Source organism: Pedobacter sp. FW305-3-2-15-E-R2A2 (assembly GCF_038446955.1).
In the GTDB taxonomy this organism is placed as follows: Bacteria; Bacteroidota; Bacteroidia; order Sphingobacteriales; family Sphingobacteriaceae; genus Pedobacter.
Genome location: NZ_CP151803.1, coordinates 1,227,036 through 1,253,743 on the forward strand (window position 1 = coordinate 1,227,036; position 26,708 = coordinate 1,253,743).

Annotated in this window: 23 protein-coding genes and 1 riboswitch; of the genes, 16 read left to right on the plus strand and 7 right to left on the minus strand. The window is 43.2% G+C overall.

What is annotated here, in order from left to right; translation table 11 throughout:
- Window positions 1–77: 77 nt before the first annotated feature.
- Window positions 78–188: riboswitch (SAM riboswitch) on the plus strand.
- A 248-nt stretch (window positions 189–436) separates the two neighbouring features.
- From AAFF35_RS05120 to AAFF35_RS05185, 14 genes are all read left to right on the plus strand, one after another.
- The gene (locus AAFF35_RS05120; protein ID WP_342331329.1) at window positions 437–3,625 is read left to right on the plus strand and encodes a SusC/RagA family TonB-linked outer membrane protein; all 3,189 of its coding nucleotides are present in this window, start codon (window positions 437–439) and stop codon (window positions 3,623–3,625) included.
- A gap of 5 nt (window positions 3,626–3,630) precedes the next feature.
- Window positions 3,631–5,070, plus strand: a complete 1,440-nt coding sequence (locus AAFF35_RS05125) for a SusD/RagB family nutrient-binding outer membrane lipoprotein (protein ID WP_342331330.1) — start codon at window positions 3,631–3,633, stop codon at window positions 5,068–5,070.
- A 157-nt stretch (window positions 5,071–5,227) separates the two neighbouring features.
- Window positions 5,228–5,968 (plus strand): SDR family oxidoreductase, encoded by a 741-nt coding sequence (locus tag AAFF35_RS05130; RefSeq protein WP_342331331.1) that lies wholly within the window; start codon window positions 5,228–5,230, stop codon window positions 5,966–5,968.
- A 56-nt stretch (window positions 5,969–6,024) separates the two neighbouring features.
- A complete protein-coding gene (locus AAFF35_RS05135; protein ID WP_342331332.1) occupies window positions 6,025–6,615 on the plus strand; it encodes a TetR/AcrR family transcriptional regulator in 591 nt (196 codons plus the stop codon).
- Between the two features lie 206 nt (window positions 6,616–6,821).
- Window positions 6,822–7,151 (plus strand): hypothetical protein, encoded by a 330-nt coding sequence (locus AAFF35_RS05140; RefSeq protein ID WP_342331333.1) that lies wholly within the window; start codon window positions 6,822–6,824, stop codon window positions 7,149–7,151.
- Window positions 7,152–7,154: 3 nt separating this feature from the next.
- Window positions 7,155–7,457, plus strand: a complete 303-nt coding sequence (locus AAFF35_RS05145; RefSeq protein WP_342331334.1) for a DUF3817 domain-containing protein — start codon at window positions 7,155–7,157, stop codon at window positions 7,455–7,457.
- Window positions 7,458–7,892: 435 nt separating this feature from the next.
- Entirely contained in the window at window positions 7,893–8,117 is a 225-nt protein-coding gene (locus AAFF35_RS05150) for a hypothetical protein (protein ID WP_342331335.1), read from the plus strand.
- A gap of 44 nt (window positions 8,118–8,161) precedes the next feature.
- Complete coding sequence (locus AAFF35_RS05155) at window positions 8,162–8,326, plus strand: hypothetical protein (RefSeq protein ID WP_342331336.1); 165 nt, start codon at window positions 8,162–8,164, stop codon at window positions 8,324–8,326.
- Window positions 8,327–8,363: 37 nt separating this feature from the next.
- A complete protein-coding gene (locus tag AAFF35_RS05160; protein ID WP_342331337.1) occupies window positions 8,364–9,329 on the plus strand; it encodes a sterol desaturase family protein in 966 nt (321 codons plus the stop codon).
- A 100-nt stretch (window positions 9,330–9,429) separates the two neighbouring features.
- Window positions 9,430–12,600 carry a TonB-dependent receptor gene (locus AAFF35_RS05165; RefSeq protein WP_342331338.1) on the plus strand — a complete coding sequence of 1,057 codons (3,171 nt, stop codon included), beginning with the start codon at window positions 9,430–9,432 and terminating at the stop codon, window positions 12,598–12,600.
- 19 nt (window positions 12,601–12,619) lie between these two features.
- Complete coding sequence (locus tag AAFF35_RS05170) at window positions 12,620–14,170, plus strand: RagB/SusD family nutrient uptake outer membrane protein (protein ID WP_342331339.1); 1,551 nt, start codon at window positions 12,620–12,622, stop codon at window positions 14,168–14,170.
- Window positions 14,171–14,189: 19 nt separating this feature from the next.
- Window positions 14,190–15,809: an arylsulfatase gene (locus tag AAFF35_RS05175; protein ID WP_342331340.1), complete on the plus strand. Its 1,620-nt coding sequence runs from the start codon at window positions 14,190–14,192 to the stop codon at window positions 15,807–15,809.
- Window positions 15,810–15,835: 26 nt separating this feature from the next.
- A complete protein-coding gene (locus tag AAFF35_RS05180; RefSeq protein ID WP_342331341.1) occupies window positions 15,836–16,579 on the plus strand; it encodes a rhodanese-like domain-containing protein in 744 nt (247 codons plus the stop codon).
- A gap of 11 nt (window positions 16,580–16,590) precedes the next feature.
- Complete coding sequence (locus tag AAFF35_RS05185; RefSeq protein ID WP_342331342.1) at window positions 16,591–18,423, plus strand: arylsulfatase; 1,833 nt, start codon at window positions 16,591–16,593, stop codon at window positions 18,421–18,423.
- 58 nt (window positions 18,424–18,481) lie between these two features.
- On the opposite strand, the gene AAFF35_RS05190 is transcribed toward AAFF35_RS05185, so the two are convergent.
- Window positions 18,482–19,048, minus strand: a complete 567-nt coding sequence (locus tag AAFF35_RS05190) for a sugar O-acetyltransferase (protein WP_342331343.1) — start codon at window positions 19,046–19,048, stop codon at window positions 18,482–18,484.
- Window positions 19,049–19,086: 38 nt separating this feature from the next.
- Window positions 19,087–19,494 carry a transcriptional regulator gene (locus AAFF35_RS05195; protein WP_342331344.1) on the minus strand — a complete coding sequence of 136 codons (408 nt, stop codon included), beginning with the start codon at window positions 19,492–19,494 and terminating at the stop codon, window positions 19,087–19,089.
- 169 nt (window positions 19,495–19,663) lie between these two features.
- Between AAFF35_RS05195 and AAFF35_RS05200 the strand changes: the two genes are divergently transcribed.
- Window positions 19,664–20,272, plus strand: a complete 609-nt coding sequence (locus AAFF35_RS05200) for an alpha-ketoglutarate-dependent dioxygenase AlkB (RefSeq protein WP_342331345.1) — start codon at window positions 19,664–19,666, stop codon at window positions 20,270–20,272.
- Window positions 20,273–20,282: 10 nt separating this feature from the next.
- On the opposite strand, the gene AAFF35_RS05205 is transcribed toward AAFF35_RS05200, so the two are convergent.
- The 5 genes from AAFF35_RS05205 to AAFF35_RS05225 form a co-directional block, all read right to left on the minus strand.
- Window positions 20,283–21,371 (minus strand): metallophosphoesterase, encoded by a 1,089-nt coding sequence (locus AAFF35_RS05205; protein WP_342331346.1) that lies wholly within the window; start codon window positions 21,369–21,371, stop codon window positions 20,283–20,285.
- Window positions 21,372–21,441: 70 nt separating this feature from the next.
- Window positions 21,442–22,260, minus strand: coding sequence for an AraC family transcriptional regulator (locus AAFF35_RS05210; protein WP_342331347.1), 819 nt, complete (start codon window positions 22,258–22,260; stop codon window positions 21,442–21,444).
- Between the two features lie 77 nt (window positions 22,261–22,337).
- Complete coding sequence (locus tag AAFF35_RS05215; protein WP_342331348.1) at window positions 22,338–23,225, minus strand: oxidoreductase; 888 nt, start codon at window positions 23,223–23,225, stop codon at window positions 22,338–22,340.
- 114 nt (window positions 23,226–23,339) lie between these two features.
- Window positions 23,340–24,152, minus strand: a complete 813-nt coding sequence (gene dapB, locus AAFF35_RS05220) for a 4-hydroxy-tetrahydrodipicolinate reductase (protein WP_342331349.1) — start codon at window positions 24,150–24,152, stop codon at window positions 23,340–23,342.
- Between the two features lie 45 nt (window positions 24,153–24,197).
- Window positions 24,198–24,686: a hypothetical protein gene (locus AAFF35_RS05225; protein ID WP_342331350.1), complete on the minus strand. Its 489-nt coding sequence runs from the start codon at window positions 24,684–24,686 to the stop codon at window positions 24,198–24,200.
- 313 nt (window positions 24,687–24,999) lie between these two features.
- Here AAFF35_RS05225 and AAFF35_RS05230 point away from each other — a divergent pair, with 313 nt between their 5' ends.
- Entirely contained in the window at window positions 25,000–26,652 is a 1,653-nt protein-coding gene (locus AAFF35_RS05230) for an alkaline phosphatase family protein (protein ID WP_342331351.1), read from the plus strand.
- Window positions 26,653–26,708: the final 56 nt, after the last annotated feature.

A 26,708-nucleotide genomic window follows, 5' to 3' on the forward strand; every position in this document is an offset into this window, starting at 1 on the left:
TAATAAATATTATTAATTCCTATAGGATTACTAGAATATTTGTATATTTGCTGTCGAAGATGCTTCTTTAATCTTCCGACTTATCCAGAAAGACTGAGGGAATGGCCCTATGATGTCTTAGCAACCTATACCTGTTAACCCGGTAAAAGGTGCTAATTCCAATTCGCAAATAGCGAATAAGATAAGCAGTTTCACAGCTACAAAGCTGCTGCTCATCAAGCCATACCTCATCAGAGAAAAAGAAGGAAATGCAGGTGCATCTTAAACTTAAAATGTTAACATATGAACCTACAATTACTTGTTTACAAAACCAATTGCGCTGAATCTTTTTACCTTCCTGCACCGGAACGCTATATGTGCAAGGCCATACCCATGTGTTGTTGCGGCATCTAGCCCTGCCAAATTCTAAATTTCTTACACTTATTTAAAAACCAATATGTTAAAAATATACAAAATTTTTATAGGGATTGCTTTGTCCTTTTTTTTCCTGCTAACGGCCCAGGCACAGTCTGTTAAAGTTACCGGTGTGGTGAGCGATAGTGCCGACGGACAGGTAATTCCAGGAGCTTCGGTAACGATCAAAGGAAAAGACAATGCGACGATTACAGATGGAAATGGTAACTTCTCCCTACAGGCAAACCTGAACGATGTGATTCGGGTCAGTTATCTTGGCTATGCCATTAAAGAAATCAGGATTACCGCAGGAATCAGTCATTTGAAGATCAGCCTTGAACCATCTTTAAATGACTTGAATGAAGTGGTGGTAACTGCGTTAGGGATTACTAAGGCCAAGAAATCATTGGGCTATGCCACACAGGAGCTAAAATCCAAGGACATCTCTACAGCTAAAGAAACCAACCTGATCAATTCATTGGCAGGAAAGATTGCCGGTGTACAAACCACCAATAGTCAGGGAGACATGGGCTCTTCGAGGATCATCATCCGTGGAGAAACTTCTATTTCCAGTCAGAATCAACCCTTATTCGTGGTAGATGGTGTTCCGGTAGACAATTCTCAATTTCTGGGCAGTGGCGGTTCCAGAGATTTTGCCAATACGATATCCGACATCAATTCTGAAGATATAGAATCCATCAGCGTATTGAAAGGGCCGAATGCAGCCGCTTTATATGGTTCCAGGGCCGCGGCTGGAGTTATTCTCATTAAAACAAAAACAGGAAGAGGACAGCAGGGATTGGGCATTAGTATCAACTCGAACACCACGATCTCTAATTTGTTAACGCTTCCAAAATATCAGAATGCTTTTGGCCAAGGTTCAAATGGTAAGTTTAGCTATGTGGATGGTAAAGGAGGAGGCCTGAATGATGGTGTAGATGAAAGCTGGGGCCCGGCATTGGATGGCCGTTTGATTCCTCAGTTCAATACCAATGGAAAACCGGAACCATTTATTGCACATCCAAATAATGTAAGAGACTTTTTTGAAACGGGTTATGCCTTGAGCAATGGAGTAGCCATCGCCGGATCTGGAGAGAAACAAGACGTTCGTTTTTCTTATAACAACCTGACGCAGGGTGGAATATTGCCCAATTCGTCCCAAAATAAAAACTCCTTACTTCTGAATACCACTTACCGCATTACGCCAAAGCTGACCTTAAATGCCAGTGTCAATTATGTCAAAAGCAGTGCGGCAAACTTACCAGCATCAGGTGGTAAACGGGCTACGGGGCCAATGCTTCAGTTTACCTGGTTCGGAAGACAGGTAGATGTCAGTCAGCTTAAAAAATATAAGGATGACAATGGAAATAACATCAACTGGAACAACAGCTATTATAGCAATCCTTATTTCATCGCTTATGAAAATACAGTGGGTCAGAAAAGGGATCGCATCATTGGAAGTGCAGAGTTGAACTATAAAATTACGGAGGCACTATCCGCAAATTTCAGAACAGGAACTGACTATTATACGGACCGCAGAAAGATAAAAATTGCTTACGGTACAAACGGAACTCCTTTCGGATCTTATCAGGAAGATGCGTATACGGTAAATGAAAACAATACAGAAGGCAGGTTAGAGTTTAATAAAAAGCTCAACAACGATTTCTCCCTTAACATTTTGGCGGGTGTGAATGTAAGGACCAATACGCTGGAACAGAATGACCAGATGGCGACTAAATTAGCGGTAAATGGTTTGTATACCTTAAATAATTCCAGAGATCCGCTGGTTTCTTCTAACTTTTACAGCAAGCTAAGAACCTATAGTACCTTTGGATCGGGACAGCTTGGCTATAGAGATTATGCCTTCCTGAATTTAACGGCCAGGAACGATTGGGATTCCAGTTTACCAAGACCAAACCTATCTTATTTCTATCCTTCAGTAAATGGAAGTTTGATCCTTACGGAAGCCTTTGACCTAAAAAATGAAGTGCTGAGTTTTGCCAAAATCAGAGGGGGCTGGTCAAAAGTAGGTAAGGCGACAGAACCTTATCAACTGGTCAATACCTATAGTTTTACTGCACCCTTTAATGGAAATCCACAGCAGGCGGCGAGTCTGGTGGAACTAAATCCAAACCTGCTCCCGGAAATTACTAAATCTGCTGAAGCGGGGATTGAAGTCGGTCTGTTTAATAACCGCGTAAAGCTGGACCTGAGTGTTTACAATACCAATAGTATCAACCAGATTTTAAAGGTGAATGTGAGTTCTTCGACGGGATACAATCAGAAATTAATCAATGGCGGAAGCATCAATAATAAAGGACTGGAAGTTCAACTGGGATTAACCCCGGTGAAATCGCAGGACTTTAGCTGGGACATCAACCTGAATTATGCGCTGAACCGCAGTAAAGTAACGGAATTGGATAAAGAAGGACTGATAAGCAGTTATACGATCGGGAGCAACAGAACAGTTGATGTATTGGCAACGATCGGAAAGCCTTATGGTACCTTTTTTGGAACTGCTTATCAGCGAAATGCTGCTGGTCAGATTGTCATCGGTGCGGGAGGAACACCGGTAATTAATCCGGCAAAACAATATCTGGGTAAGTTTACGCCCGATTGGCTTGGTGGGATCAGCAACAGCTTTACCTATAAAAATATCAACCTGAACTTCCTGGTGGATGCCAGAATCGGGGGTAAAGTATATTCCAATTCAAATCGTACCGGAACTTATACCGGTGTGCTTGAGCGTACATTAAGAGGTAGAAATACCGAAAATGGTGGGCTTAGCTATTATTTTCCAGGTAATGTGAATTCCGGAACAGCAGTTGGCCTATCAAATGGTGGACAGGCCCCGGCAGGCGAAGTGGTATATACGGATGGGATGATTTTCGACGGTGTATTGGCCGATGGAACAAAAAATGGCCGCATTGTTCCTGCTCAGCAATATTATAAAGGCATTACCAATGTGGATGAGCAGTTTATCTATGATGCTTCTTATATCAAATTGAGAGAGGTTAAACTCAGCTATAGTTTGCCAGCACAATGGACTAAAAAAATAGGTTTTCAGAATGCCGTCTTCTCATTGGTAGGACGAAACTTATGGATCATTCATAAAAATGTGCCAAATATTGATCCGGAAACTGCATTTAATACCGGAAATGCACAAGGACTGGAAGACTTGAGTCTCCCAACAGCAAGATCATTCGGTTTCAACCTTAACCTTAAATTCTAAACACCATGAAATTCAAATATATTCCAATTCTATTTTCAACGATTCTTGTCTTATCTTTCAGCTCCTGCAAGGACGAGCTGGCAGATTTGAATAAGAATCCAAATTCTGCGGAAACTCCACAACCGGATTACCTGCTTACGGGAGCGATTAAAAGCACGGCCGATACTTATTGGGGCGTAACTAATAACATGAATTCCAGTTTGTTATTCGTTCAGCATTGGTCGAAAATCCAATATACAGATCCGGACAGGTATATCTTTACCAATAATGACCTTCAGGAATTATGGGTATCTGGTTATACAAAGGGAGTGACCAATCTGAATAAACTGGTTAGCCTGGCTGATGAGCAGGGAAATACCAATTACAGAGGCGTCGCCAAAGTATTGAGGTCATGGGTGTTTTTATTGCTGACAGATGCTTACGGAGATATTCCTTATTCGCAGTCGGTGCAGATTAATGCCTTTGTGAATCCGGTTTATGATGCGCAGAAAGACGTGTATTACGGATTACTTGCCGATTTAAAATCTGCACAGACAGATTTGAACGTGGCCGGAAAGCCAATCTTAGGAGACATCGTTTACAATGGGAAAATTGAACTCTGGAAAAAGTTTGCCAATGCTTTACGTTTGCGCATTGCGCTCCGGATTGCAGATAAAGAACCTGAAAAATCAAAGTCGGTATTGGCCGAACTTAGCACAGAAGGAGGGAGCCTGATTACATCCAATCTGGAAAATGCACAGCTAACCTATTCCACTTCTCCCAATCAAAATCCGATAAGCAATTTATTTGATACCCGTGACGATTACAGAATGAGTAAAACTATTGTCGATAAGCTAAGGTCATTGAATGATCCGAGACTTCCCATCTTTGTGAGCCCAACAAAAGATGTGACGACAGAAACCTATATCGGCATTCCAAACGGATTGCTGACCGGAGATGCCAGTAATTATGGACTCAGTAAAACCTCCAAACCCGGGACTTATTTCCTGGCCCCAACTGCTCCTGCAGTGATCATCAGTTATGCGGAAGTATTGTTTGACCGTGCAGAAGTAGCCGCGAGAGGCTGGAGCAATGAGGATGCCGTAGTATTGTACAAACAGGCAATAGAAGCATCGTTGCAGCAATATGGAGTTGGAGCGGCGGCGATTGCCACCTATACTCAATCTGCCGCTGTGCAGTATGAGTCTGCTAATTTCAGGAAGTCTATCGGCAATCAAAAATGGATTGCGCTATTCGGACAAGGATTGGAAGCCTTTGCGGAATGGCGCAGACTGGATTACCCGGAACTCGTTCCTGCAGTAGCAGGTGTTCTGGGCGGAAAGTTGCCGCTCAGGTTTATCTATCCGGGGCAGGAGCAATCCCTGAATGGAAAAAATTATCAGGAGGCAGTAGCCAGACAAGGTGCGGATTTATTGACCACCCGCCTTTGGTTCGACCTTAAATAAATCGATCGGGAGATCATATCAATGCCAGAGAGGCCGTATCAATCGTTTTGATATGGCCTCTTTTTTTAATCTTGAAAATTTGCATGTAATGCTGTAATATCAGTACTTTTTGCCTGCTCAAATGTGCCAACTTTGTGCTTCAATAAAAGAAAGAATTATGAAAACATTAAAAGATAAAGTAGTCTTAATCACCGGTGCTTCCAGAGGTATAGGAGCAGCCATTGCACATAAATTAGCTGAAGCAGGCGCAAAAATTATTGTCAACTATGCTGGAAGTACTGCCGCCGCGGAGCAAACGGTAAATGAGCTGAAGCAAAAAGGCACTGATGCGATTGCCGTACAGGCAGATGTCAGCAAAACCGATGAAGTAAAAAGATTGTTTGATGAGGGGATTGCTCATTATGGAAAAATCGATGTATTGGTAAACAATGCCGGAATCATGATCACTAAACTGTTAAAAGATACCACTGATGATGATTTCAGCAGACAATTTGATATCAATGTGAAAGGGACTTTTAATACGATGCGTGAAGCCGCGGACAGGCTGGCCGACAATGGGAGCATTATCAATTTTTCGACTTCTGTAAACCGGATTATGCTTCCCGGATATAGCACTTATGTGGCCACGAAAGCTGCAGTAGAACAACTTACCCGTGTGTTCTCCAAAGAAATAGGCGCAAGAGGAATTAATGTCAACTCTGTCTCTCCGGGTCCGACAAATACCGAATTGTTTACCAATGGCAAACCTCAGGAAGTGATCGACCGTCTGACTGCTTTGTCTGCTTTCAACAGAATTGCTGAGCCTGAAGATATCGCGAAAGTGGTGTTGTTCCTGGCCAGTGAGGAAGCCAGCTGGATTACTGCACAGAATATCGGAGCTAATGGAGGTATGGCTTAATGAAAAACAGTGGTTTGCAAAAATTCATATCTTAGGCGAATATCAAGTTATTTAATATGAAAAAGGCTGAGGCAACCAGACTGAATATTTTACAAAAATCATTTGAACTTATTTATGTAAAAGGTTATCAGACCACAAGTATTGATGAAATACTGGCGACTACTCAGGTTACAAAGGGAGCTTTCTATTACCATTTCAAGAATAAAGATGAAATGGGCATCGCGATCATAAATGAGCTGCTGAAGCCTTCTTTTGAGGCTGCGTTTATGAAACCGCTCCAAACTGAAGGCAATATATTGAAGACCTTATACGATATGATGTATGAGATTCTGATGAACAATGATTTTTTAAGCGTTGAATATGGTTGTCCTGCTGCAAACTTCACTCAGGAAATGGCGCCCTGGAACAAAGACTTTACTGCATCATTGAATGATTTGTCTGAGCAATGGAAAAATGGTATTGTGATGAGTATTGAAAGGGGAAAGGAAATGGGGAGTGTAAGGCAGGAAGTAAAAGCAGAACAGGTGGCTGTTTTTATGATGTCGGGTTATTGGGGGATTAGAAATCTAGGTAAATTGACTAATGATAGATCTGTTTATCTCATTTATTTAGAGCAACTTAAAAGTTATTTGAGCGGGCTTAAATAGTGTTGTAAACAAAAACATACTAATTGGTATGTTTTTGTTTACTTTTGCTATGCAATAAATAGCAACAGCATTTTAATATGTATCAATCGCTTACATTTTTACATTCTTCCTTTAGGTGGTTGGTTTTGGCAAGCCTGCTTCTTGCCATATATAAAGCCTTTAAAGGATATTTTTTCAAATTGGAATTTAAGCGCAGTGATAATGCTGTGCGTCATTGGACAGCCACTATTGCCCATATCCAGCTTTTGATAGGGATCACTTTATATTTTCAAAGTCCGGTCATAAAATATTTTCTAAAAAATTTCAATGAGGCCAGGCAGAGTTTTGATTTGATCTTCTTCGGATTGATACACAGCACGCTCATGCTCATTGCCATTGTTGTGCTGACCATTGGATCAGCATTGGCCAAAAGGAAAGCAAGAGATACAGAAAAATTCAAGACCTTATTGGTCTGGTATGTCATTGCCTTGCTGATTATTTTCATCGCCATCCCCTGGCCATTTTCTCCGCTTGCGAACAGACCTTATTTCAGATAGCTTATGAAATCTTTATTGACCACACCAATTGGACGTTTACGCCTTATTTGTTACCTGGAAGGAATCTCTCTTCTGCTGCTTGTTTTCGTTGCGGCACCTTTAAAGTATGGAATGGACAATCCGGCATTTACAAAAATTCTGGGTCCTGTTCATGGCATGTTGTTTCTTCTTTTTATGTTTAACACTTTAAGTGTTGGTGTTGAATATAACTGGAAGTTCAGGGAAACTACCTGGAAGGTAATTCTTGCCTGCTTTATTCCCTTCGGAACTTTTTATATCGATAAAAAAATACTGAGCAAATTATAAGCTGATTTTTTGATCATGAAAACAAGGGGAATACAAAGTATTCCCCTAAGGATTAATAACTAAACCAGGTGCTCATTTTGGCGTTGGACCTGATCCAATCTTGTCATTTAAACCTGATCAAAGTTAATTAATTCATTTTTGTAAATGATCATGGCTGAATTTCACCTGATTCTTAAATTAATTCTACTTATTTAGTAGAATTAATTTGTATTGTTGGATTCAAATTCTATATTTGTATTAACAATATAACTCACACAGTATAACGATGTTAAGTTTAAACCTACATCCCGATTTAAAATTCATTATTGCAAATGAATATTTGATGTCCTCCCTTTCTAAGGCAGGATGCTGTTGTTGCTGTTAACCTGCTGTACCCTCCCGACAGCCCAAAAAGCACTTAATATTTAGTAAAAGAACAGCCGTTCAAAAAGCATCATGAAATTTCATGTTGAAGGCTATTGCCATGGCTTGCTGTTTCCTGTCACACCAAAAAATCAACATATGACCATTTCAGACGTACAATTGATCGGAAAGAAGATTGCAGTGGGAATTGTAGTAGCTACCGTTCCACTGGTCATTCTTTTAGGAGGCCTTTGGCTTATCCAGAAAATTTTAACAAATCAGCCTGCTTCGCAGGTCAGCACCTTAAACCTTAAATAAGATCATGAGGTCATCATGATGGTAACCATTAAAAAAACACGCTTATGAAAATTGAAGAATCAGTAAAGAAAAGAATCATCAGGAACATCTTCCTGAGCCTGTTTATCTATGCACTACCCATACTGCTGATGTTTTTTACCTTTTATTTTACCGGGCAACGGCCCTGGTTAAAGAAAACAACTAAAGTCGGCCAACTGATTAAACCCTAAACAATCCACCAAATAAACTACCAAATAAACCAATAACATGATTAAAATTATCCAACAAGTGATCGATAACCTGAATGGTTATGGACTCAGTGTATTGGTCCTCATTTTAGGGGTCCTGGAATTCTCTTTCGGCTTATATAAAAAACGCTGGAACAAAAATGAAAAGTTGGTAGACATCGCCTGCTTTGTTTTACCGAAACTGGTCATCCGACCGGCCATTGCTTTCTTCGGATTGAAGTTTTTACCCGCGGTAATTCCTGCATTGAGGAACGAGTTCGACTGGGTCTCCTTCGGTTGGGGATTGCTCATTATCGCGATTGCAGATGACCTGACCCAATATTGGTATCATCGTCTGCACCATGAAATTCCCTGGTTGTGGCGCTTTCACCGTACCCACCACTCGGCTTCCTATATGGGGATGGCAATGGCCAGTCGCCAGAACGCATTGTATACCTTGTTCTTTTCTCAAACTTATGTGACCACGATTCTCGTTTATCTGGGATTGGGAGCACCAAGAATTATCGTAGGGGCGATTAAAAGTACCATCACCACATTGGCCCATTCCAGCATTCCATGGGACAAGCCTTTTTATAAATATAAAGTGTTGCATCCGATCGCCTGGGTCCTGGAACGATTGATTTCGACACCTGCCACCCACCATGCACATCACGCAGCAACCACAGATGATGGGGTAGGTTATTATAAGGGAAATTTTGGAAACATGTTTTTCCTCTGGGATGTCATCTTTGGAACGGCACATATCTCCAGACAATATCCTTCCGCTTATGGGATTTCTCATTACGAAGGAGATCCATGGTATGCGCAATTGTTATGGCCTATCTTTAAATCCAATGTGGCGGGAAGTGAACTGGCAGCAGATGGACCCATTGTGAAACAGGATATTCCGATCGAAGAAAGAGATTTGTTAACGATCAGAGCTGTTCATCAAAATAACGGAGAGCAGGAACTGGTCTTGAAAAAAGTACCGGCAGCGGCAGGATAAAGCAAACAAACCCTACATCCCTAACGATTAATAGTATAAAGATCAGGAAATCAATTGGCGTTGGACCTGTTCGAATCAAGTCATTTTAAATCCTACAAATATGCAATACCTTGCTGAGGATAGGGAGCGTTATGCCCTGTCTTTAACCCATCCGGGAGTCTGGAAAACTTCCGCTTCATTTACTGAAAAGCCAAAACCGCTACAGGCTGTTTTTTTGATCATCTTTTGCCTGCAATTGCTTTTTTTATTTCCCTTTGTGCTAAAAGCGCAGGAGAATCAACCGATTATTAACTCTACACTGGTGGGGCAAGTGCTCGATGCAAAAACCAAAGAGGTATTGCCGGGAGTGCTGATACAGATCAAAGGAACGACACATAAGGTGGCCACAGACGATAAAGGCCGCTTCAACTTTAAAACAGGACAGAAGTTCCCATATACTTTAATCATTAGCTATATCGGTTATGAAAGGATCGAGCTGAATGTTACCGGAAGCCCGGTAGAGGTCTTATTAAAAGAGATCAGCAACAACCTGAACGATGTGGTGGTGGTGGGGTATGGAACACAACGCAGAAAAGATGTGACGGGATCTGTCTCTTCTCTGAAACTGGAAGAAGTAAAAGGACAGCCGGTGAGTTCTCCGGAGCGCTTGCTGCAAGGATCTATTCCCGGAGTTCAGGTCACGCAATCTACCGGACAACCAGGAGGAGGGGTAAGCGTACAGGTTCGTGGTTCCGCCTCGCTTACTGCTGGTTCGCAGCCGCTATACGTGATTGACGGTTTTCCTTTTTATAATGATGAAAAACTGGCGGATGCCGGAGTGAGTAACGGACCAAAAATTAACCTGCTTTCTGCGATAAATCCGGGAGATATCGAGTCGATTGACGTCTTGAAAGATGCTTCTTCTACCGCTATATATGGTTCCAGAGGGGCCAACGGCGTCATCATCATCAATACAAAAAAGGGCACGGCAGGGAAATCATCTATTAATTTCGATAGCTATTATGGTTCGCAAAAAGTGGTGAAAACCCTTCCTTTGCTCAATGCTGCTGAATGGGGGGCGCTCAGAAATGATGCGCTGATCAATGCGGGAAAAGCACCTTATTATACCCAGACTCAGATTGACGCATTGGGGACCGGAACGGATTGGCAGGCTGCTGCTTTTCGTACCGCTCCGGTTCAAAGTCATAACATCTCCGTATTAACGGGTTCTGAAAAAACAAAATTTGCCCTTTCCGGAAATTATTTCAAGCAGGAAGGGGTTTTGCAAAACACAGATTTTAACCGTTATTCAGGCCGGTTAAATGTAGAACATCAATACAATGAACGCTTGAAAATCGTTTCCTACATTGCCGGAAGCAATTCTAAAGCACAGATTGCTCCTCAGGCAGTGGTGCCCAATTTATTGCTGATGTCTCCGGCAGTTCCCCTTTATAATCCCGATGGTTCTTTTTACCTGAAAAGCCCTTTTGAAGGGGCTTATGGCAATCCGATCAATACTTTATACCACCAGCTGAACGAAACCCGCACCAATCTGGTCCTGGGAAATGCTTCCGCAGACTACCGGATTATTGAAGGCCTGCAAGCCAAGGTTTCTGCAGGTATTCTGATCGTCGACAATAAACAAAACAGGTATTTGCCTTCTACCGTATACGAAGGTACGGGCGTTTCCGGCCTTGGACAGGTAGGAAGTTTGTTTACCACCCGATGGCTCAATGAAAATACGTTGAGCTATACGAAGAAGATCAATGAGATCCACAACCTTAACGCCTTAATTGGTTTTACACAGGAAGCTGCGGTGACCAAAGGCGCGATTGCTGCGGCGGCGGGTTTTGCTTCAGATGGAACGAGTTTTAATGACCTTTCTTCAGGGATCACTTCTCAAACGCCTTCTTCATCGTCCTATGCTACCGCACTGAATTCCTTTCTGGCGAGGGTAAATTATGGTTATGCGAATAAATATCTTTTAACCCTGACCCTTCGTGCAGATGGCTCTTCCCGTTTTTCGGATGGCCATCAATGGGGGACCTTTCCCTCGGCTGCCATCGCCTGGAACGTAACCGAAGAAAGTTTCCTGAAAGACCATCACTACATTTCCAACCTAAAGCTTCGCTTTAGTGCCGGGCTGACTGGAAATCAGGAAATTCCCGCTTATCAATCCTTTGCGAGAGAAACTTTTTACCGTTATAATTTCAATGGCAATAATGTATCTGGCTTTGCTCCGGGTACAAATGCCAATCCTAACCTGACCTGGGAAAAAACAGCACAGTACAACCTGGGAATCGACCTGTCTCTGTTTAATAGCCGCATTAGCCTGGTTTCAGATGTCTATTATAAGAAAACAAGAGACCTGTTGTACAACATTACCGTACCTGCAACAAGTGGACTACTGGATTTCTCGACCCTCCAAAGTCAGATTTATCAAAATATCGGAGCCGTAGAGAATAAGGGTTTTGAACTGGGCATCAATACTAAAAACCTGGTGGGGGATTTCAAATGGGGAACCAATGTGATTTTTGCGGTGAACAGGAATAAAGTGCTGAGCCTGGATAAGGTGAACCAGATCATTCCGGACAGCTCCTTACCTTCTATTGCTGCAGTGGGTTATCCCATCGGTTCTTTTATTGTCTATAAAACAAATGGATTGATTCCTGCAGGAACTCCTCCTGGAAAGGCTTTAACGCCTTCTTCGAATAAAGTTGCAGGCGGACAACAATATGTAGATAAAAACGGAGATGGGGTCATTACCCAGGCCGGCGATCGGTTCATCATCTCCAACCAGCCTTTATTTACGGGTGGTATAACCAATAATTTTAGCTTTCGGGGATTTGACCTGTCTGTCTTTTTTCAAACCTCCTATGGAAATAAACTGTACAACCAGAACAGGGGTACTTTGGAATTGGGAACGGGTTATACAAATGCCCCCCGTACATTGTTGAACCGATATTCTGCATCCAATACCAATACAGATGTGCACAGTGCCTATACCGATCCGGCAGTAACGATTGCAGACCGCTTTATTGAAAATGCTTCTTACCTGCGTTTAAAGAACCTTTCCCTCGGCTATACCTTACCTCAAAAAGTCTTAAATAAAGCGAGGTTAAGAAACCTGAGGTTTTACGTTTCTGCACAGAACCTCTGGACCTGGACCAATTATACGGGCTATGATCCTGAAGCGAACTTTAACGGACAGTCGGCGATTAATTCGGGTGTAGACAACGGCGTGTATCCCAATAGCAAGACCATCATGGCTGGTGCGTCCCTTTCCTTTTAATCCTATATAAAATAAGAAAATGAATATCCTCAAATATTTTTCATTCCTGATTGCTCTTGCTGTACTGAGTTCCTGCGCTAAACTAAAAGAAGATCCCGGAGCTTTTATTACCGCAGCAGAATACTATAAGACAAAAGCAGACGCCTTAAACGCGGTTAATGCAGCGTATTTCCTTTTAAACTCAGGAGGGCCTTCCGTTCAAACTCCATACAATACTTTGTTTGCTACCGGGATGGACTTTATGTCTGACGACATTGATCCGGGACCCGGAGCAACCAATGCGGATGTGCGTTCCCAGGCAGTACTCAATCATTCTTCTACGGGATTGAGGGTGCTGCAGTTATGGCAACAACATTACGCCGGGATAAAAAAGGCAAATGTTGCCATAGATAAGGTTCCGGAAATTGAAGATGTGGCTTTGACAGATGCCCTTAAAAAAAGACTGATCGGAGAGGCTAAACTCCTGAGGGCCTTGTATTATTTTAACCTGGTTCGTTTGTTTGGCGGAGTACCGTTGATCCTGCACGACCAGCCTGGAGTAAGCATCTCGGATTTCCAGATCGCCCGTAACACGGTGGCTGAGGTATATGTCCAGATTGAAAAGGATTTTACAGAAGCGGCATTGGCCTTACCGGACAGCTATACCGGAGTGGATATCGGAAGAGCCACCGCTGGCGCGGCAAAATCATTGTTGTCGAAAGTATACCTGACGCAGGGCAAATGGACTGACGCAGTGGCAAAAGCAGAAGAGGTGACCGGAGCTTTTCCTTACGCCGCCGGATCGAGTCCTTACCGCTATGATTTGTTTGCAGACTATGCACAGGTCTTTCTTCCTGCGTATAAAAATGGGAAAGAACATATCTTTTCTGCACAGTTCAAATCTAATTCCCTGAGCCAGGGAAATAATCAGGCACCACGGGGTGCGCGCTCAGGTGTTCCGGGAATGGTCGGTTCTTATACCGATCAGGTGAGGTTTTATACCCAGGGAACGGATAAGTTTTTCAGCATCTATAAACTCTACGAAGCCAATGATAAGAGAAAGAAGAATGGCAGTTTTGTAACCCACTTCCTGGGCACCGATGGCAAGTGGTATGGAGATTTAAATGATAAATCTATTCCGGGAGATTCCATCCCTTATCTCAATAAATATTGGGATCCAAACCAATCTTCGAACCTCAGTGAATCTGCTGCCAATGTACCTGTGATCAGATACTCGGAAGTATTGCTTATCCTGGCAGAAGCAGAAAATGAATTGAACGGACCCACAGCGAAAGCTTATGCGGCTTATAACCGGGTGCGGGAACGGGCAGGTTTAACACCATTGTCCGGCTTAACCAAAAATCAATTCAGGGAAGCGCTATACCTTGACCGTCGTCTGGAGCTGGTTTGGGAAAACCAACGCTGGTTTGACCTGATCAGGGAGAAAGATGGGGCCGGAAAAATTATCCTGGAAGATGCATTAAAGAAAGTAGGAAAAGTCAATGTCTCTGTTCCAAAACATCTGCTCTTTCCAATTCCTCAACAGGAAATCGATTTGAATACTAAACTCATCCAAAATCCGGGGTGGTAAACCTTTTTATGAAGCAACAATGAGGAATCAACGAATCCATTTCCTGACGGTTCTCTTTTTTGGACTGAATATTTGTTCAGGTTTCGCGCAATCGGGAAGCCGGGAGCCAGGTGTTTTTCGAACTGAAACATGGAAGAATAAGCCCAATGTGCTGATCATTCTCGCTGATGATCTCGGCTTCTCTGATATTGGTGCATTTGGTTCGGAGATCCATACTCCGGCATTAAACCAACTGGCAAAAGACGGAATGATCTTAAATCAGTTTTACAATGCCGGAAGGTGCTGCCCTTCCCGCGCTTCTTTGCTGACAGGTCTTTACCCGCATCAGGCCGGAGTGGGGGATATGGTTCAGAATAAAGGAACGGAAGCTTACCAGGGATACCTGAGTAAACATAGCGCGACGATTGCGGAGTTGTTGAAACCGCAGGGATACCAAACGATAGTTTCCGGAAAATGGCATGTGGGCCTGGTTCCTTCGGCTTTTGCGCTGAACAGGGGATTTGATAAATCTTTCACGCTGCAAAACAATGGCAGCAGTTATTTTAATTCCCAGCCATTGTATAACGATGGAAGAACGGTCACTTTCCAGTTGAACGGAGAGGAAATTCAGCGTCAGGATACTTCGTTGTATCTCACACAAGCCATCACCAATTTCGCGCTGAAATCTCTGGACGAGATCAAGGATAAACCCAATCCATTCTTTCTTTATGTAGCCTACAATGCACCTCATTGGCCAATTCAGGCCCTGCCGGAAGACATCGCGAAATATAAAGGCCGGTACCTGTCTGGCTGGGATGAATTGAGACAGGAACGTTATCGGAAACTTCGGGCCTCAGGTTTGATCAAGCAGGAATGGCAATTATCGCCAAGGTTCGAAAATGCAAAAGCCTGGAAATCCTTATCTGCGGAAGAAAAAGACAGTTGGGATACACGCATGGCGATTTATGCGGCCATGATTGACCGCATGGATGCAGGAATAGGAGAGATCCTGAATAAACTGAAAGAGATCAAAAGAGATAAAAACACACTGGTGATCTTTCTTTCTGATAATGGAGGCAGTGCCGATGAAGTGAAAAACTGGAATTATGTCATTCAAAAAAACGGAAAGCCGGGAAGTGTAAATTCCATAGACAGTTATGAAGCACCCTGGGGAAATGCGAGCAACACCCCATTTCGTTTGTTCAAGAAAAATACGCATGAAGGAGGGATTTCCAGTCCTTTTATTGCCTGGTATCCGGATTTAATCCCGTCGGGATCTTTAAATGAACAGCCTGCACACCTCATCGATATTTTACCCAGCATTCTGGAACTTACGGGGGTAAAATATCCGGGTTTGTTTAAAGGGAACGCCCTGACCGCATTGCCCGGACATAGCCTGTTAAAGGTTTTAAAAGGAAAAAAAGAAGGAGTGAATGCTACACTATTCTGGGAGCATGAAGGAAGCCGGGCAGTTCGGGAGCAGGACTGGAAGCTCGTTGCTGAACTCAATGCGCCCTGGGAGCTGTACAACCTGAAGTCAGACCGAACGGAAACAAATGATCTTGCCCTGAAGTATCCGGGGAAGGTCAGACAACTGGAGCAAAAATACCTGAAATGGGCCGCCAAAGTTGGGGTTCAGGACTGGAATAAAATCAAATGATCATTGACAACCTAAATCGACAAAAAATGAAACACTTAAAACATCTTTTTTTAATGATGCTCCTCCTGTGGGGAGGCCTCATTAAAGCCCAGCAGTTTTCATCAGCTGCGAAAGAACGATCTTCTTCACTTGCCGCATTGGCCACAAAATCAAAAGCTGCGGATGCGCAGATTCTGGATGCAAGAACCGCTGAAGAATTTGCACAGAATCACTTATCAGGGGCGATCAATATTGATCCTGCCTCCACCAGTCACGAAAAAGACATCGCGGCTTTATCTAAAGCGAAACCCACCTTTGTTTACTCCATTGCCAATGGCCGAAGTGTAGCCCTGGCAAAAGAACTCAGAGAAAAAGGCTTCAAAGAAGTAATCGTGCTTCCGGGTGGAATTGCCAACTGGATCGGTTCAGGATATCCAATCGTAAACCATGCGAAGAAAGGCGTATCGCTATCCCTTGCTCAGTTTCAGACCTTAACTGGATCTTCAGACTTTGTATTGGTAGACTTTGGCTCTAAATACTGTGGCGCCTGCAGGAAACTGATTCCTGTGCTGGACACGCTGGAAAAGAAAGCAGGATTTTCCGCTAAAATAGTAAGGATTGAAGCCTATGACCAGACGGCACTACTCAAAGCATTGAAAATTAATCAGCTTCCAACACTAGTCTTGTATCACCATAAAAAAGAAATCTGGAAGAAAGCAGGACAATCGACCTCAGCGGAAATTGAAGCCGTTGTTGCACAATATCAAACAGAACCGGCAAAAAGCAATTAGAAAATTAATCCATGAAAAGAAGAATCATTACGGCTTGGATCCTCCTGGGCAGCGCGTTTAGCTATCTTGAGGGCTATCCACAAAATATAACACAGCAACAGCAGGCCTTTCAGGGCATTATCGGCAGGACCCTGGCCGATTCCAAAGAATCCTGGACAAAGCCGGTGAAGGCTCCGGCAGGGGCACCAAATGTCCTCTGGATTTTACTCGATGACGTGGGCTTTGGGGCCACCAGTACATTGGGTGGAGTGATCAGTACCCCTACTTTTGATAGTCTTGCACATCAGGGATTAACCTATACCAATTTTCATACGACGGCAATATGTGCGCCGACAAGATCCGCATTGCTGACGGGTAGGAACAGTCATTCTGTACACATGGGTGGATTTGCGCATGTGGCAATGTCGGCCGGATTTCCAGGTTATGATGGACGCATCCCTTCGGATAAAGGTACGGTCGCCGAAATCCTCCGCGAGAGTGGATACAATACCTTTGCGGTAGGGAAATATGGATTGACACCTGATGAGGACGCCACAGATGCAGGACCTTTTGACCGATGGCCAACCGGAAAAGGTTTTGATCATTTCTTTGGCTTCCTGGGCTCTGCAACGGATCAGTATAAACCCGATCTGGTAGAAGATAATGCACATGTTCAACCGGATGGCAGACACCTGAATGAGCAGATCACTGATAAGGCAATCAGCTTTATTGAAAGACAACAAAAGGCCAATTCAGGGAAACCTTTCTTCCTGTATTATGCACCCGGTGCCACCCATTCCCCACATCAGGTGGCTACAGAATGGAGCGACCTTTATAAAGGTAAATTTGATAAAGGCTGGGATGTTTTCAGAGATGAGGTGTTCAAAAGACAAAAACAACTGGGAATTATTCCCGCCAATGCGGTCTTGCCCGGACGCAATTCAAATATAAAAGCCTGGAATAAGCTTCCTGAAGAGGAACGGAAACTATATGCCCGTTTCATGGAGGTTTATGCGGGATATCTGAGTTATACCGATCATGAAGTTGGTCGGGTGATCAATTACCTGAAGGCCAGCAAACAATTGGAAAATACCCTGGTTTTTGTGATCATCGGCGACAATGGGGCGAGTAAAGAAGGAACCTTCAGCGGGACAATAGATTTACCAAGAGGGGCGACCAATAAGCTGAGTCAGCAGGAAATTATTAAACACAATCTGGAAGCTTCAGGGGAGATCGGAACACCCAAATCGATCCAGGGTAATTATCCTTTAGGATGGGCACAGGCCCTGAACACCCCTTTCAAACAGTGGAAGCAAGATGCAAATTCCGAAGGAGGAACGAGAAATCCATTGATCGTTTATTATCCTAAAGGCATAAAAGACAAAGGCAGTATCCGTAGCCAATATGGTCATGTGATCGATTTGCTGCCAACTACATTGGAATATACGGGTATAAAAGCACCGGAATACATCAGAGGGATTAAACAGGATTCGATTCAGGGAACCTCCTTGGTCTATTCTTTTGATGACGCAAAAGCAGCTTCACAACACCGCATTCAGCACTATTATATTTTTGGCGCAAGGTCGATTTATAAAGATGGCTGGAAGGCTGCACTTTCTTATCATCCGGACTTGCTGGATTTGTCGAACAACAAAGAAGGACTTCCGAAAAACTATGTGGAGAATGTATGGGAGCTGTATAACCTGAATGAAGATTTTAACGAACGCATCGACCTTGCAAAGAAAAATCCGGCAAAGCTGGAAGAACTGAAGGCGCTGTTTGAAGTTCAGGCTAAGAAGTTTAACCTTTATCCATATATCACCTGGGATGACGTATACCATACCAGGATTCACAAGAACTACTAAAACCACCTAAACTAAGAATGGGGCTGTATCATCAATTTATGATCAGCCCTTTCTTCATTTATTTATCTTCAGGAACTATCTTTCTTTTGACCTGTGCGGGATTTCCCACAGCGAGGGAATCATCAGGAATGTCTTTGGTCACTACCGAACCAGCGCCAATCACACACCTGTTTCCAATCGTTACTCCCGGACAAATGATCGCTCCACCGCCAATCCAGCAATCGTCGCCAATAGTAATGGGTTTAGAAAATTCCACACTTTTTCTCAGTGCTGCATCTAAAGGATGAGAAGCGGTATAGAGCTGTACACCAGGTGCAAAAAATACATTGCTGCCAATCTTAACCGGCATACCATCTAATACCACACAGTTCACATTAAAGTAGACGTTCTCTCCGCAAAAGATGTTGTACCCGTAATCACAAAAGAAAGGAGGTTCTATATACAAACTTTTAGGCGCATTGGGAATCAGCCGGGCTAAAATGGCTTTTCCTTTTTCGCTCATGATGTATTCTTTTATATTGAGTTCATACAATAGCTGTTTACAATGCAAACGTTCTTGTGTCAATGTTTCATCTCCGGCGAGATAAGGCTCGCCTGCAATCATTTTCTCTTTCTCTGTTCTCATTTGATGAAGATAGCCCGATTTTATGAACTCAGCAATAGTTAAGCTTCCATTCTGATCATGCATCGGACTTCAACATTGCTCAGGTATACTTCGACGCAGTAGCCCTCTGGGTCCAGACCCGGGCTGTCCAGTAGTGCTTTGAATTCACAGCCAATGAGTTCCGGCGCTTTCATGTAATCTTTCATGACAGAACTGATATAAGTCCCTTTTTTCAGAATTAAAGAATCACAACCATATTTTTCTGCCTCCCCTTCATAAGATTCTTCTACACCAGCCCGGTAAATGATGGGGCCGCCTTCTGGTCTTGAAATGCCATAGAGTGTCCGACCTATGCTTAAAGGAACCCGTTTCCCCAGCTCCTGGTAAGCTGCAGGAATCCCCTGGGGAAAGGAGGATGCGGTTACGTAAAAGATTTTAAGGTCCTGATCTAAGTTATATTTTTCCATAATATTTTGCTTTTGGTCTATACAAACTTAGCGATTGGAGCTGCAAACGGAACTGTGTAAACGCGACAAATGCGAGGGGTAATTTTGACAATTCTGGGAGTTGTTTTTTTGTTTTAATTTACTAATATTTTTAGTAAATTGCGAAGCTGAATTTCAAAAGAATAGGACAATGGAGCAATTAAGCTTTTTTAAGGAAGAAGGACAAACACCTGGATTACCGGTCTCGTTATTGGATTATCGTCCGGAACTATTCCAGCAGGAAGAGGGGGAAAGCTTGATGGAGCGGCTGATCAGGGACTCGGAATGGAAACATCGGATCGTGAAAATGTATGATAAGGAGGTGATAACGCCGAGGTTAACCGCATGGTATGGTGATCCGGAAGCTTATAACTATACCATACTGGGGAAATCTGCGCCTTTACCCTGGACCGCAGACCTGCTCATGATTCGAAGAAAAGTGGAATTGATTGCCGGGATTTCTTTTAACAGTGTGCTTTTAAATTATTACCGGGATGGCAATGACTCTGTGGCCTGGCATAGCGACAACGAAAAGGCGTTGGGGACTCATCCGGTGATCGCTTCGGTCAGCTTTGGACAGGTTCGTAATTTTGACATTCGCAACAAAACAGATCATCGTTTGAAATATTCTATAAGGTTGGAGCATGGTTCATTGCTGATGATGAAAGGTGATTTGCAGGCCAACTGGGACCATCGCATTGCAAAGTCCGGGAAGCCGATGAAAGGAAGACTGAACCTCACCTTTAGGGTCGTGATTTAGGAAAGAGGGATCAGACATCTAATAGATGTTCTAATTCTGTTTCTTCCAGAACAATGCGCGTAGGACCGGATTCCGGATTGGATTTCCATTTGACGAGTTTGATTTTTCCAGCTTCCAGTTCTATTCCGGTAATGTCTCCATCGTTAAAGCAGCAGCAACCGGTATTAAAATAGGTGTTTTTAGAATAGTCCAGTCTGGGGGAGGTGTCTCCGCTGATTTTTCCGGCCAGCAATTCTGCTGTTATCTTTTGGATTTCCGCCTGGTCTGCGTTTTTCTTTGCGGTTTCCAGCCGGATATAGGTCCGTTCCAGGTGTGTTAAAGAATTGAATACTGGTTGATGGGTATGCCCGGTAATCAGAGCAAGGCCAGATTGCTTTGCCGTCCAGTCGTACATAATGGCATTGTGTGCAGATTTCAATTGATTGTCGTAAGCCGGAGTATTGGGATTGATGCGCAGGTAAGCCTGGAGCGGACCCCAGACATTGGAAACAAACCATTTGCTGAACCAGTTTCCATCGCTTTGCAGATCTCCCTGGTGACCATGGGTCATAAAGATCGACAACAATTGATCCTTAATGGGAATGCGCAGAATGACGCCCTCATAGATTTTTATCTTTTGCCCATACACCTTTTCAAGGGTGAAACCTGCCAGGGGGTCATTGTCCCAATAGAGATCATGGTTGCCAAATATTTTAATGAAAGCATTTCTTTTTAGAAATAGCTTTTCCTGCTCAAAGGTCGATTTGTTGTTCCTGATGACCCCGAGAAGCGTATTTTTCCAGAGTTCTTCACTGTCGCCCAAACTGCAAAAAAGATAATCTTGTTCATTGTAATAACGGAGTGCTGCGAGGTAGTTCTTTTCAGAAAGGGCAAAGTCATCGCTGTAATTCCTGCTGCCTTTATGCTGATCGGAAAAGATAATGAGCTTGGCAGATGGGTCGAAATCAATCAGCTGACCACGTTTACCAGGTTCTTCCCGGATCTTATTGAACAAGGATGTTAAAGCTTCATGCACCCGCTGCTGATCCGGTCTGGAGGAGTATTTATTGGCCAGTCTGATGATCGGCCCGGTAAGCAGCCTTTGTAAAAATTTACGCATATATAATTGGAACAGGAAATTTCGCTGATTGTTTTAAGCAGGGCAGGAGATCCAATAAGCAGGCAGGTCATCAGACCTGTAAACTCAGTTTAGAGGGGGTAATGCCATAAGTCTTCTTAAAAGCAAAGGAAAAATGAGAGAGGTCTTTAAAACCGACATCCAGGTAAACATCGGAGACTTTTACACCCTTCTCTTTGATTAAAAAGTAGGCATCCTGTAAACGTTGCTGTTGAAGCCATTTGTTGGGTGAGGTATTAAAGATCTTTTCGAAATCTCTTTTAAAGGTGGCGAGGCTTCTTCCGGTCAGGTAAGCATAGCGGTTCAGGTCGACGTTAAATTTATAATTTTCAGTCATGTATGCCTCCAGATCAATTTTTCCGGGTTCATTGAAATCAAACAGAACATGCTGTAGTGTGGGATTCGTTTCCAGTAAAATCATGACCGCTTCCTTTACCTTCAAACTCGTTAAAGCTTTATTAACGGGCTTGGCTTCATCCAGGTAAGGTGTCAGGGAATCCATATAATTCCTGAACAAAGGATTAGGTTTTATAAGCAGTGCATTTTCTCCGCAATAAAGTCCTTTGGCCTGGAGTTGATGTTCTGCGCTAATGCTACGTAACATTTGCTGGTCCAAAAAAATGGTAACCGATTGAAATACGCCGCCGGGACGAGGTTGTTTTGAAAATCTGGCCAAACGGTTTCTCCTGAAGAACCGGAGTTCACCTTCTTCAAAGATTTGTGTTTTACCATCAATAAAGACCTCCATTGTTCCGGAGATATTATAGCCAAGACTATGCTCGGCAACGAACTGTTCTCCTGACCTGCTTTTTTGCATATAGCAGGAAAACATAATATCCGGATGTTTCTTTTTTTCTTCTTGCTGGGGCATCTGAATTAATCCTTTATAAAAGTAAACAGAATCGGGCTATCCTGAAAATGTCTTTTAGAATAGCCCGGTTTTGCAATTTAGTAGTTCTTTAGCTCGGATATTAATTTTCCCTCCGGGCTTTCCAGGAAATTTACCGCCTCATTGTGGTCGGTAGAAATACTGGTATTTTCCCACTGCTCTAATTCTGCTTTTTTTGCGGCCTCAGCACTTTTTACGATGGAGATGGCTTCGCTTCCAAGAATCAGATGTATGGGTGGTTTTGGATGATCCACAAGCTCGATCATCACTTTTGCGGCTTTATCAGGATCTCCCATGGGAATGTAATTGCCACTGCTCAGGAATTCCGACATGCGGCCAACTGTAGGTTCATATCCTGCAATTTGGCGGGCAAAACTCATCGATTCAGTACCCCAATCTGTACGGAATCCCCCAGGTTCTATACAAGTGACATGAATGCCAAGAGGAGAAACTTCTTTAGCCAATGCTTCTGAAAAGCCACCCAATCCAAATTTTGCAGCCTGGTATATGGTCAGACCTGGTCCGCCCACCCGTCCGCCGACAGAGCTGATTTGAAGAATCCTTCCTGAACCTTGTTGACGCATATACGGCAATACTGCACGGGTGATTTCTATAGGCGCATAGAGATTGGTTTCCAGCTGACTGCGGACTTGCTGATCGGTAAAGGCCTCTGCGGCTCCGGTGATGCCGAATCCGGCATTGTTCACCAGGACATCAATTCTCCCGAAATGAGCCACAGCAGCAACTACAGATTGATAGACCTCATCGTATTCTGTAACATCAAGCTGTATAGGATAAATCTGATCCGGATATTTTTCAACCAGGTCATTTAATTGTTCTGGTTTCCTGGCTGTCGCGGCAACATAATCGCCATTGGCCAGTACCGCCGCTGTAAGGCTCCGTCCCAGTCCCCTGGAACTACCTGTAATAAACCAAACTTTTTTCATCAGTTATATTGTTATTTAATGGTTCTGAATTTTTCTAAAGCAAAGGTATACAGGATGAGCGGACGGCGCTTTGTTAAAAAGCTCAATCTATTGTGTTGAAAAGCTCAGTTCTTTTTATAAATCCATCACGCTGTCCAGACCTCTTTTCAGTCCGGTAAAGGAGCTGACCTTTTTGATGGCCAGAAATGCGCCTGTTACATAAGGTTTAGAGCTATTGCCGGCTTCATGTTTCAGGGTCAGTTTTTCATCAGGCATGCCAAATATGGTTTCCAGTGAGATCACAAATCCGGGAAGCCTCAGGGAATGAACCCGGGTACCATTTAAATCAGCTCCCCTGGTTTCTTTTACACCCCGGGTGTTTTCAATAGGAACCTGTAATTCCTGTTTTTTAACCTGTGATAAACGGTAAGCCAGTTCTCTCGCACTCCCGCTCGGAGCATCAATTTTTCCGGCGCTGGCATAATCGATGATTTCCCAGTTGGACATATATTGGGCCGCCATTTCTGCAAACTTATTTAACAGTACAACACTGATGGCAAAATTGCCGACTGCAAGCACGGATTGCTGATGTGCTGTTGCCTTGATTGCTATTTCTTCATAATCTTCATCACTCAGTCCGGAAGTGCCCACCACCACATTTACCCCTTTGGCAATGGCCGTCAGGATGTGATGTTTTGCAATGTCAGGTTTGGTGTATTCTACCAAGACATCACAGGGAACCGTTAAGGCTTCTTCTATCGTAGCGAAAACAGGAATTTTGGTTCCTGTGATGTCCAATACTTCATTTAAACTCTTTCCGGCATGCTGACGGGAAATTGCGGCCACCAGCTCCAGTTCTTCCGAAATTGCGATTGCTTTAGCGAGTTCTGATCCCGCCCATCCGGTTGCTCCGGCTACACATACTTTTATCTTTGGTTGATTTGCCATCTGATTTAAATTAAATTTTGACTTATCGTTGCTGATCGTTAACGCTTAGGTTTCGGCGATTCCTGCCATGGCCACGATTTTATTGTTTTCTAATCTTATCTCCAATCCGTGTTCTGTGTCTACACCATACCTGATCGGGATTTGCAGGGTATGATTATCCAGAATCCGGATATAGTTGATTTCTTTTAAATGTTGAAAATGTTTGCCAGGGGTGTTTAGGTTTAATGGCGGTTCTCCGGATTTTGCTTCATCTTCAAAATAATGAGCGTAGCGTTTCTGGTATCTGTTAAACGTTTGTTCTTTGATCGTTATGATCGTGGAATCCAGGTGTTCAAGAAAGCTGGAAAAGGTTGCTGCATAGGCGTCTAGTTCTTCTACGGTTGGAGGGGTTTCAATTTCTTCTCCATCCTCATCAAACTCTTCTCCTAAAAATACGGTTACTTCCTGCTCGAAATGTGGAATGTTAAAGGTCTTTTCTGCAGAAAATCCGGCCCAGTCTTCTGCCACTTCTCCCCAAAATTTATGTTTTTCCATGTGCTATATTGTTTTCATATTCAGTACAAGATAGGATTTCACCCGAGGAGAAAATAATGGTTTAAGGAGAAAGAATCAGATATGACATTTCGCTGTGCTTAGCAAAGGACAGCGTGATTTAAGCGCTTTTTTCAAGAGACAGGACTGCCGTTGTTAACAGGGCATTAAGACGGGAAAGCCAATATGATCAATGTGTTAATATTTGTAAACATATGTATACTTATGCTAAACTAATGTTTATCTTTAACCTACTGATCTCTTTAATCATCCCTATTAAAGAAGAGCTGTGTCATCAAAATAAACACAAAAAATTATGAGAAAAGTAAACCAAATTCAAACTATTCTATTGCTCATCCTGTGTTTTTCAGGAGTTATTTCCAGTTGTAAACGGGACACCACTACCGAAAGTCCGGGAACGGATGTTAGTCCTAAGCCAAGGAAAGTATTGTTCATCGGTATCGACGGTTTGGTATGGAAAACACTTACAGCCGCAAATGCACCAACCTTAAAAGCCTTAATGGATAGCTCCTGGACAAGTACAAATGCATTGGCAGAAATCCCAACCTGGAGCGCTAATGGATGGGCTGCCTTGTTAACCGGAACAGGTGTGGCCAAACATAAGGCAAATGAAAATTCTTTTGCAAATGCTGATTTTGGAACCTATCCTTCATTTTTCCATGCCATAAAAACGGCTCTTCCAACAGCGAGAACAGGATCAATTGTAACATGGGCTCCTATTAACGACAAAATTATTGAAACTGAGGACATCAGCTTTAAAATAAAAGGAGCAGACGACAACCAGACCGAAGCAAGCCTCATCAATGAATTGGGGACCAACAATCCGGATGTGTTGTTCAGTCATTTTGATGATGTCGATCATGCGGGGCATGCCTATAATTTTAAACCAGAAACTCCGCAGTATGTTGCTGCGGTTACCCTGATAGATAAACGCGTAGAAAGGATCATCAAAGCACTTAAAGCAAGGGCAAATTATAAAAATGAAGATTGGCTGATCGTTGTTGCCACGGATCATGGTGGCGATAATTCCCATGGAGGGAGCGGCTATAAGGAGCAAAATGCTTTTATTATCCTGAACAATAAAGCCATTGCGCCAAAGCTCGTTGCAGGTGAGCCTGAAATCACGATAGAAACCAAACCTAACAAGATAAATACCCTGAATTTCCAAAAGGATGTTTATGCCGAATTGCCCGCTTTACCCGGACTTGACCTCAATGCCACCGGAAGCTTTACGCTGGAATTCAGGGTTCGGGCAACCGCTATGAACAGCGATCCGGTGATCATTGGAAATAAAAATTGGGCCAATGGCAGAAATAAAGGCATCATCATTTCAAATAATGGTGGAACAATCAGGGCAAACTTTGGCGATGGGACGACGAACAGGCTTGATGTGGATGGCGTTGACCTTAGGGATCAGAACTGGCATCATGTGGCTATTGTTGTCGACCGGACTTTACAAAAAGTAACAATGTATGATGGCGGATTGCCTGTTGCGCAAGGAGATATCTCCAAAGTAGGAGACCTGCAAAGCGGTACTGCTTTTAAAATTGCACAGGATGGAACAGGAGTTTATAATCCCAATTTTACAGGTAATATCGCCGGAATCCGTGTTTTTAAAACGGCGGTTAACGCAATAGCGATCAGTAATTATGCTTTTACAGACCTGAACGAGAATCACCCGAACAAAAGCGACTTGCTGATCTATGCCAAAGGAAATGATAGTACAGGTGCTGTTTATGCAGGAAGCCTTGGGCTCCCTGCGCTGCCAATCAGAACAAAGAATGGCCTTACAGCAAGCTGGGGGAATATTACGGCGCCTGTTTTTGTTAAAAAGACGACCGATCTTAAAGGCGCTCCACATTTGTACGCCGTTGCAGCAACGATTCTTAAATTTTTAGGAGTCGGCATCCCGGCAACCTACGACGGACAATCGTTGATTAACTTCTAAGGAATATTTCATAAAGCCGGATAAATTTGTAAATTCAAATCGTCCGGCTTTTTTGA

What these genes read in the sequence shown, in the direction of transcription:
- AAFF35_RS05215 (WP_342331348.1), bottom strand. Translation starts at nt 23,225, where the DNA reads ATGAAAAAAGTTTGGTTTATTACAGGTAGTTCCAGGGGACTGGGACGG.
- AAFF35_RS05190 (WP_342331343.1), bottom strand. Translation starts at nt 19,048, where the DNA reads ATGAGAACAGAGAAAGAGAAAATGATTGCAGGCGAGCCTTATCTCGCC.
- AAFF35_RS05120 (WP_342331329.1), top strand. Translation starts at nt 437, where the DNA reads ATGTTAAAAATATACAAAATTTTTATAGGGATTGCTTTGTCCTTTTTT.
- AAFF35_RS05185 (WP_342331342.1), top strand. Translation starts at nt 16,591, where the DNA reads ATGAAAAGAAGAATCATTACGGCTTGGATCCTCCTGGGCAGCGCGTTT.
- AAFF35_RS05150 (WP_342331335.1), top strand. Translation starts at nt 7,893, where the DNA reads ATGAAATTTCATGTTGAAGGCTATTGCCATGGCTTGCTGTTTCCTGTC.
- AAFF35_RS05205 (WP_342331346.1), bottom strand. Translation starts at nt 21,371, where the DNA reads ATGCGTAAATTTTTACAAAGGCTGCTTACCGGGCCGATCATCAGACTG.
- AAFF35_RS05125 (WP_342331330.1), top strand. Translation starts at nt 3,631, where the DNA reads ATGAAATTCAAATATATTCCAATTCTATTTTCAACGATTCTTGTCTTA.
- AAFF35_RS05195 (WP_342331344.1), bottom strand. Translation starts at nt 19,494, where the DNA reads ATGGAAAAATATAACTTAGATCAGGACCTTAAAATCTTTTACGTAACC.
- AAFF35_RS05145 (WP_342331334.1), top strand. Translation starts at nt 7,155, where the DNA reads ATGAAATCTTTATTGACCACACCAATTGGACGTTTACGCCTTATTTGT.
- AAFF35_RS05160 (WP_342331337.1), top strand. Translation starts at nt 8,364, where the DNA reads ATGATTAAAATTATCCAACAAGTGATCGATAACCTGAATGGTTATGGA.
- AAFF35_RS05200 (WP_342331345.1), top strand. Translation starts at nt 19,664, where the DNA reads ATGGAGCAATTAAGCTTTTTTAAGGAAGAAGGACAAACACCTGGATTA.
- AAFF35_RS05170 (WP_342331339.1), top strand. Translation starts at nt 12,620, where the DNA reads ATGAATATCCTCAAATATTTTTCATTCCTGATTGCTCTTGCTGTACTG.
- AAFF35_RS05180 (WP_342331341.1), top strand. Translation starts at nt 15,836, where the DNA reads ATGAAACACTTAAAACATCTTTTTTTAATGATGCTCCTCCTGTGGGGA.
- AAFF35_RS05175 (WP_342331340.1), top strand. Translation starts at nt 14,190, where the DNA reads ATGAGGAATCAACGAATCCATTTCCTGACGGTTCTCTTTTTTGGACTG.
- AAFF35_RS05155 (WP_342331336.1), top strand. Translation starts at nt 8,162, where the DNA reads ATGAAAATTGAAGAATCAGTAAAGAAAAGAATCATCAGGAACATCTTC.
- AAFF35_RS05210 (WP_342331347.1), bottom strand. Translation starts at nt 22,260, where the DNA reads ATGCCCCAGCAAGAAGAAAAAAAGAAACATCCGGATATTATGTTTTCC.
- AAFF35_RS05130 (WP_342331331.1), top strand. Translation starts at nt 5,228, where the DNA reads ATGAAAACATTAAAAGATAAAGTAGTCTTAATCACCGGTGCTTCCAGA.
- AAFF35_RS05135 (WP_342331332.1), top strand. Translation starts at nt 6,025, where the DNA reads ATGAAAAAGGCTGAGGCAACCAGACTGAATATTTTACAAAAATCATTT.
- dapB (WP_342331349.1), bottom strand. Translation starts at nt 24,152, where the DNA reads ATGGCAAATCAACCAAAGATAAAAGTATGTGTAGCCGGAGCAACCGGA.
- AAFF35_RS05225 (WP_342331350.1), bottom strand. Translation starts at nt 24,686, where the DNA reads ATGGAAAAACATAAATTTTGGGGAGAAGTGGCAGAAGACTGGGCCGGA.
- AAFF35_RS05165 (WP_342331338.1), top strand. Translation starts at nt 9,430, where the DNA reads ATGCAATACCTTGCTGAGGATAGGGAGCGTTATGCCCTGTCTTTAACC.
- AAFF35_RS05230 (WP_342331351.1), top strand. Translation starts at nt 25,000, where the DNA reads ATGAGAAAAGTAAACCAAATTCAAACTATTCTATTGCTCATCCTGTGT.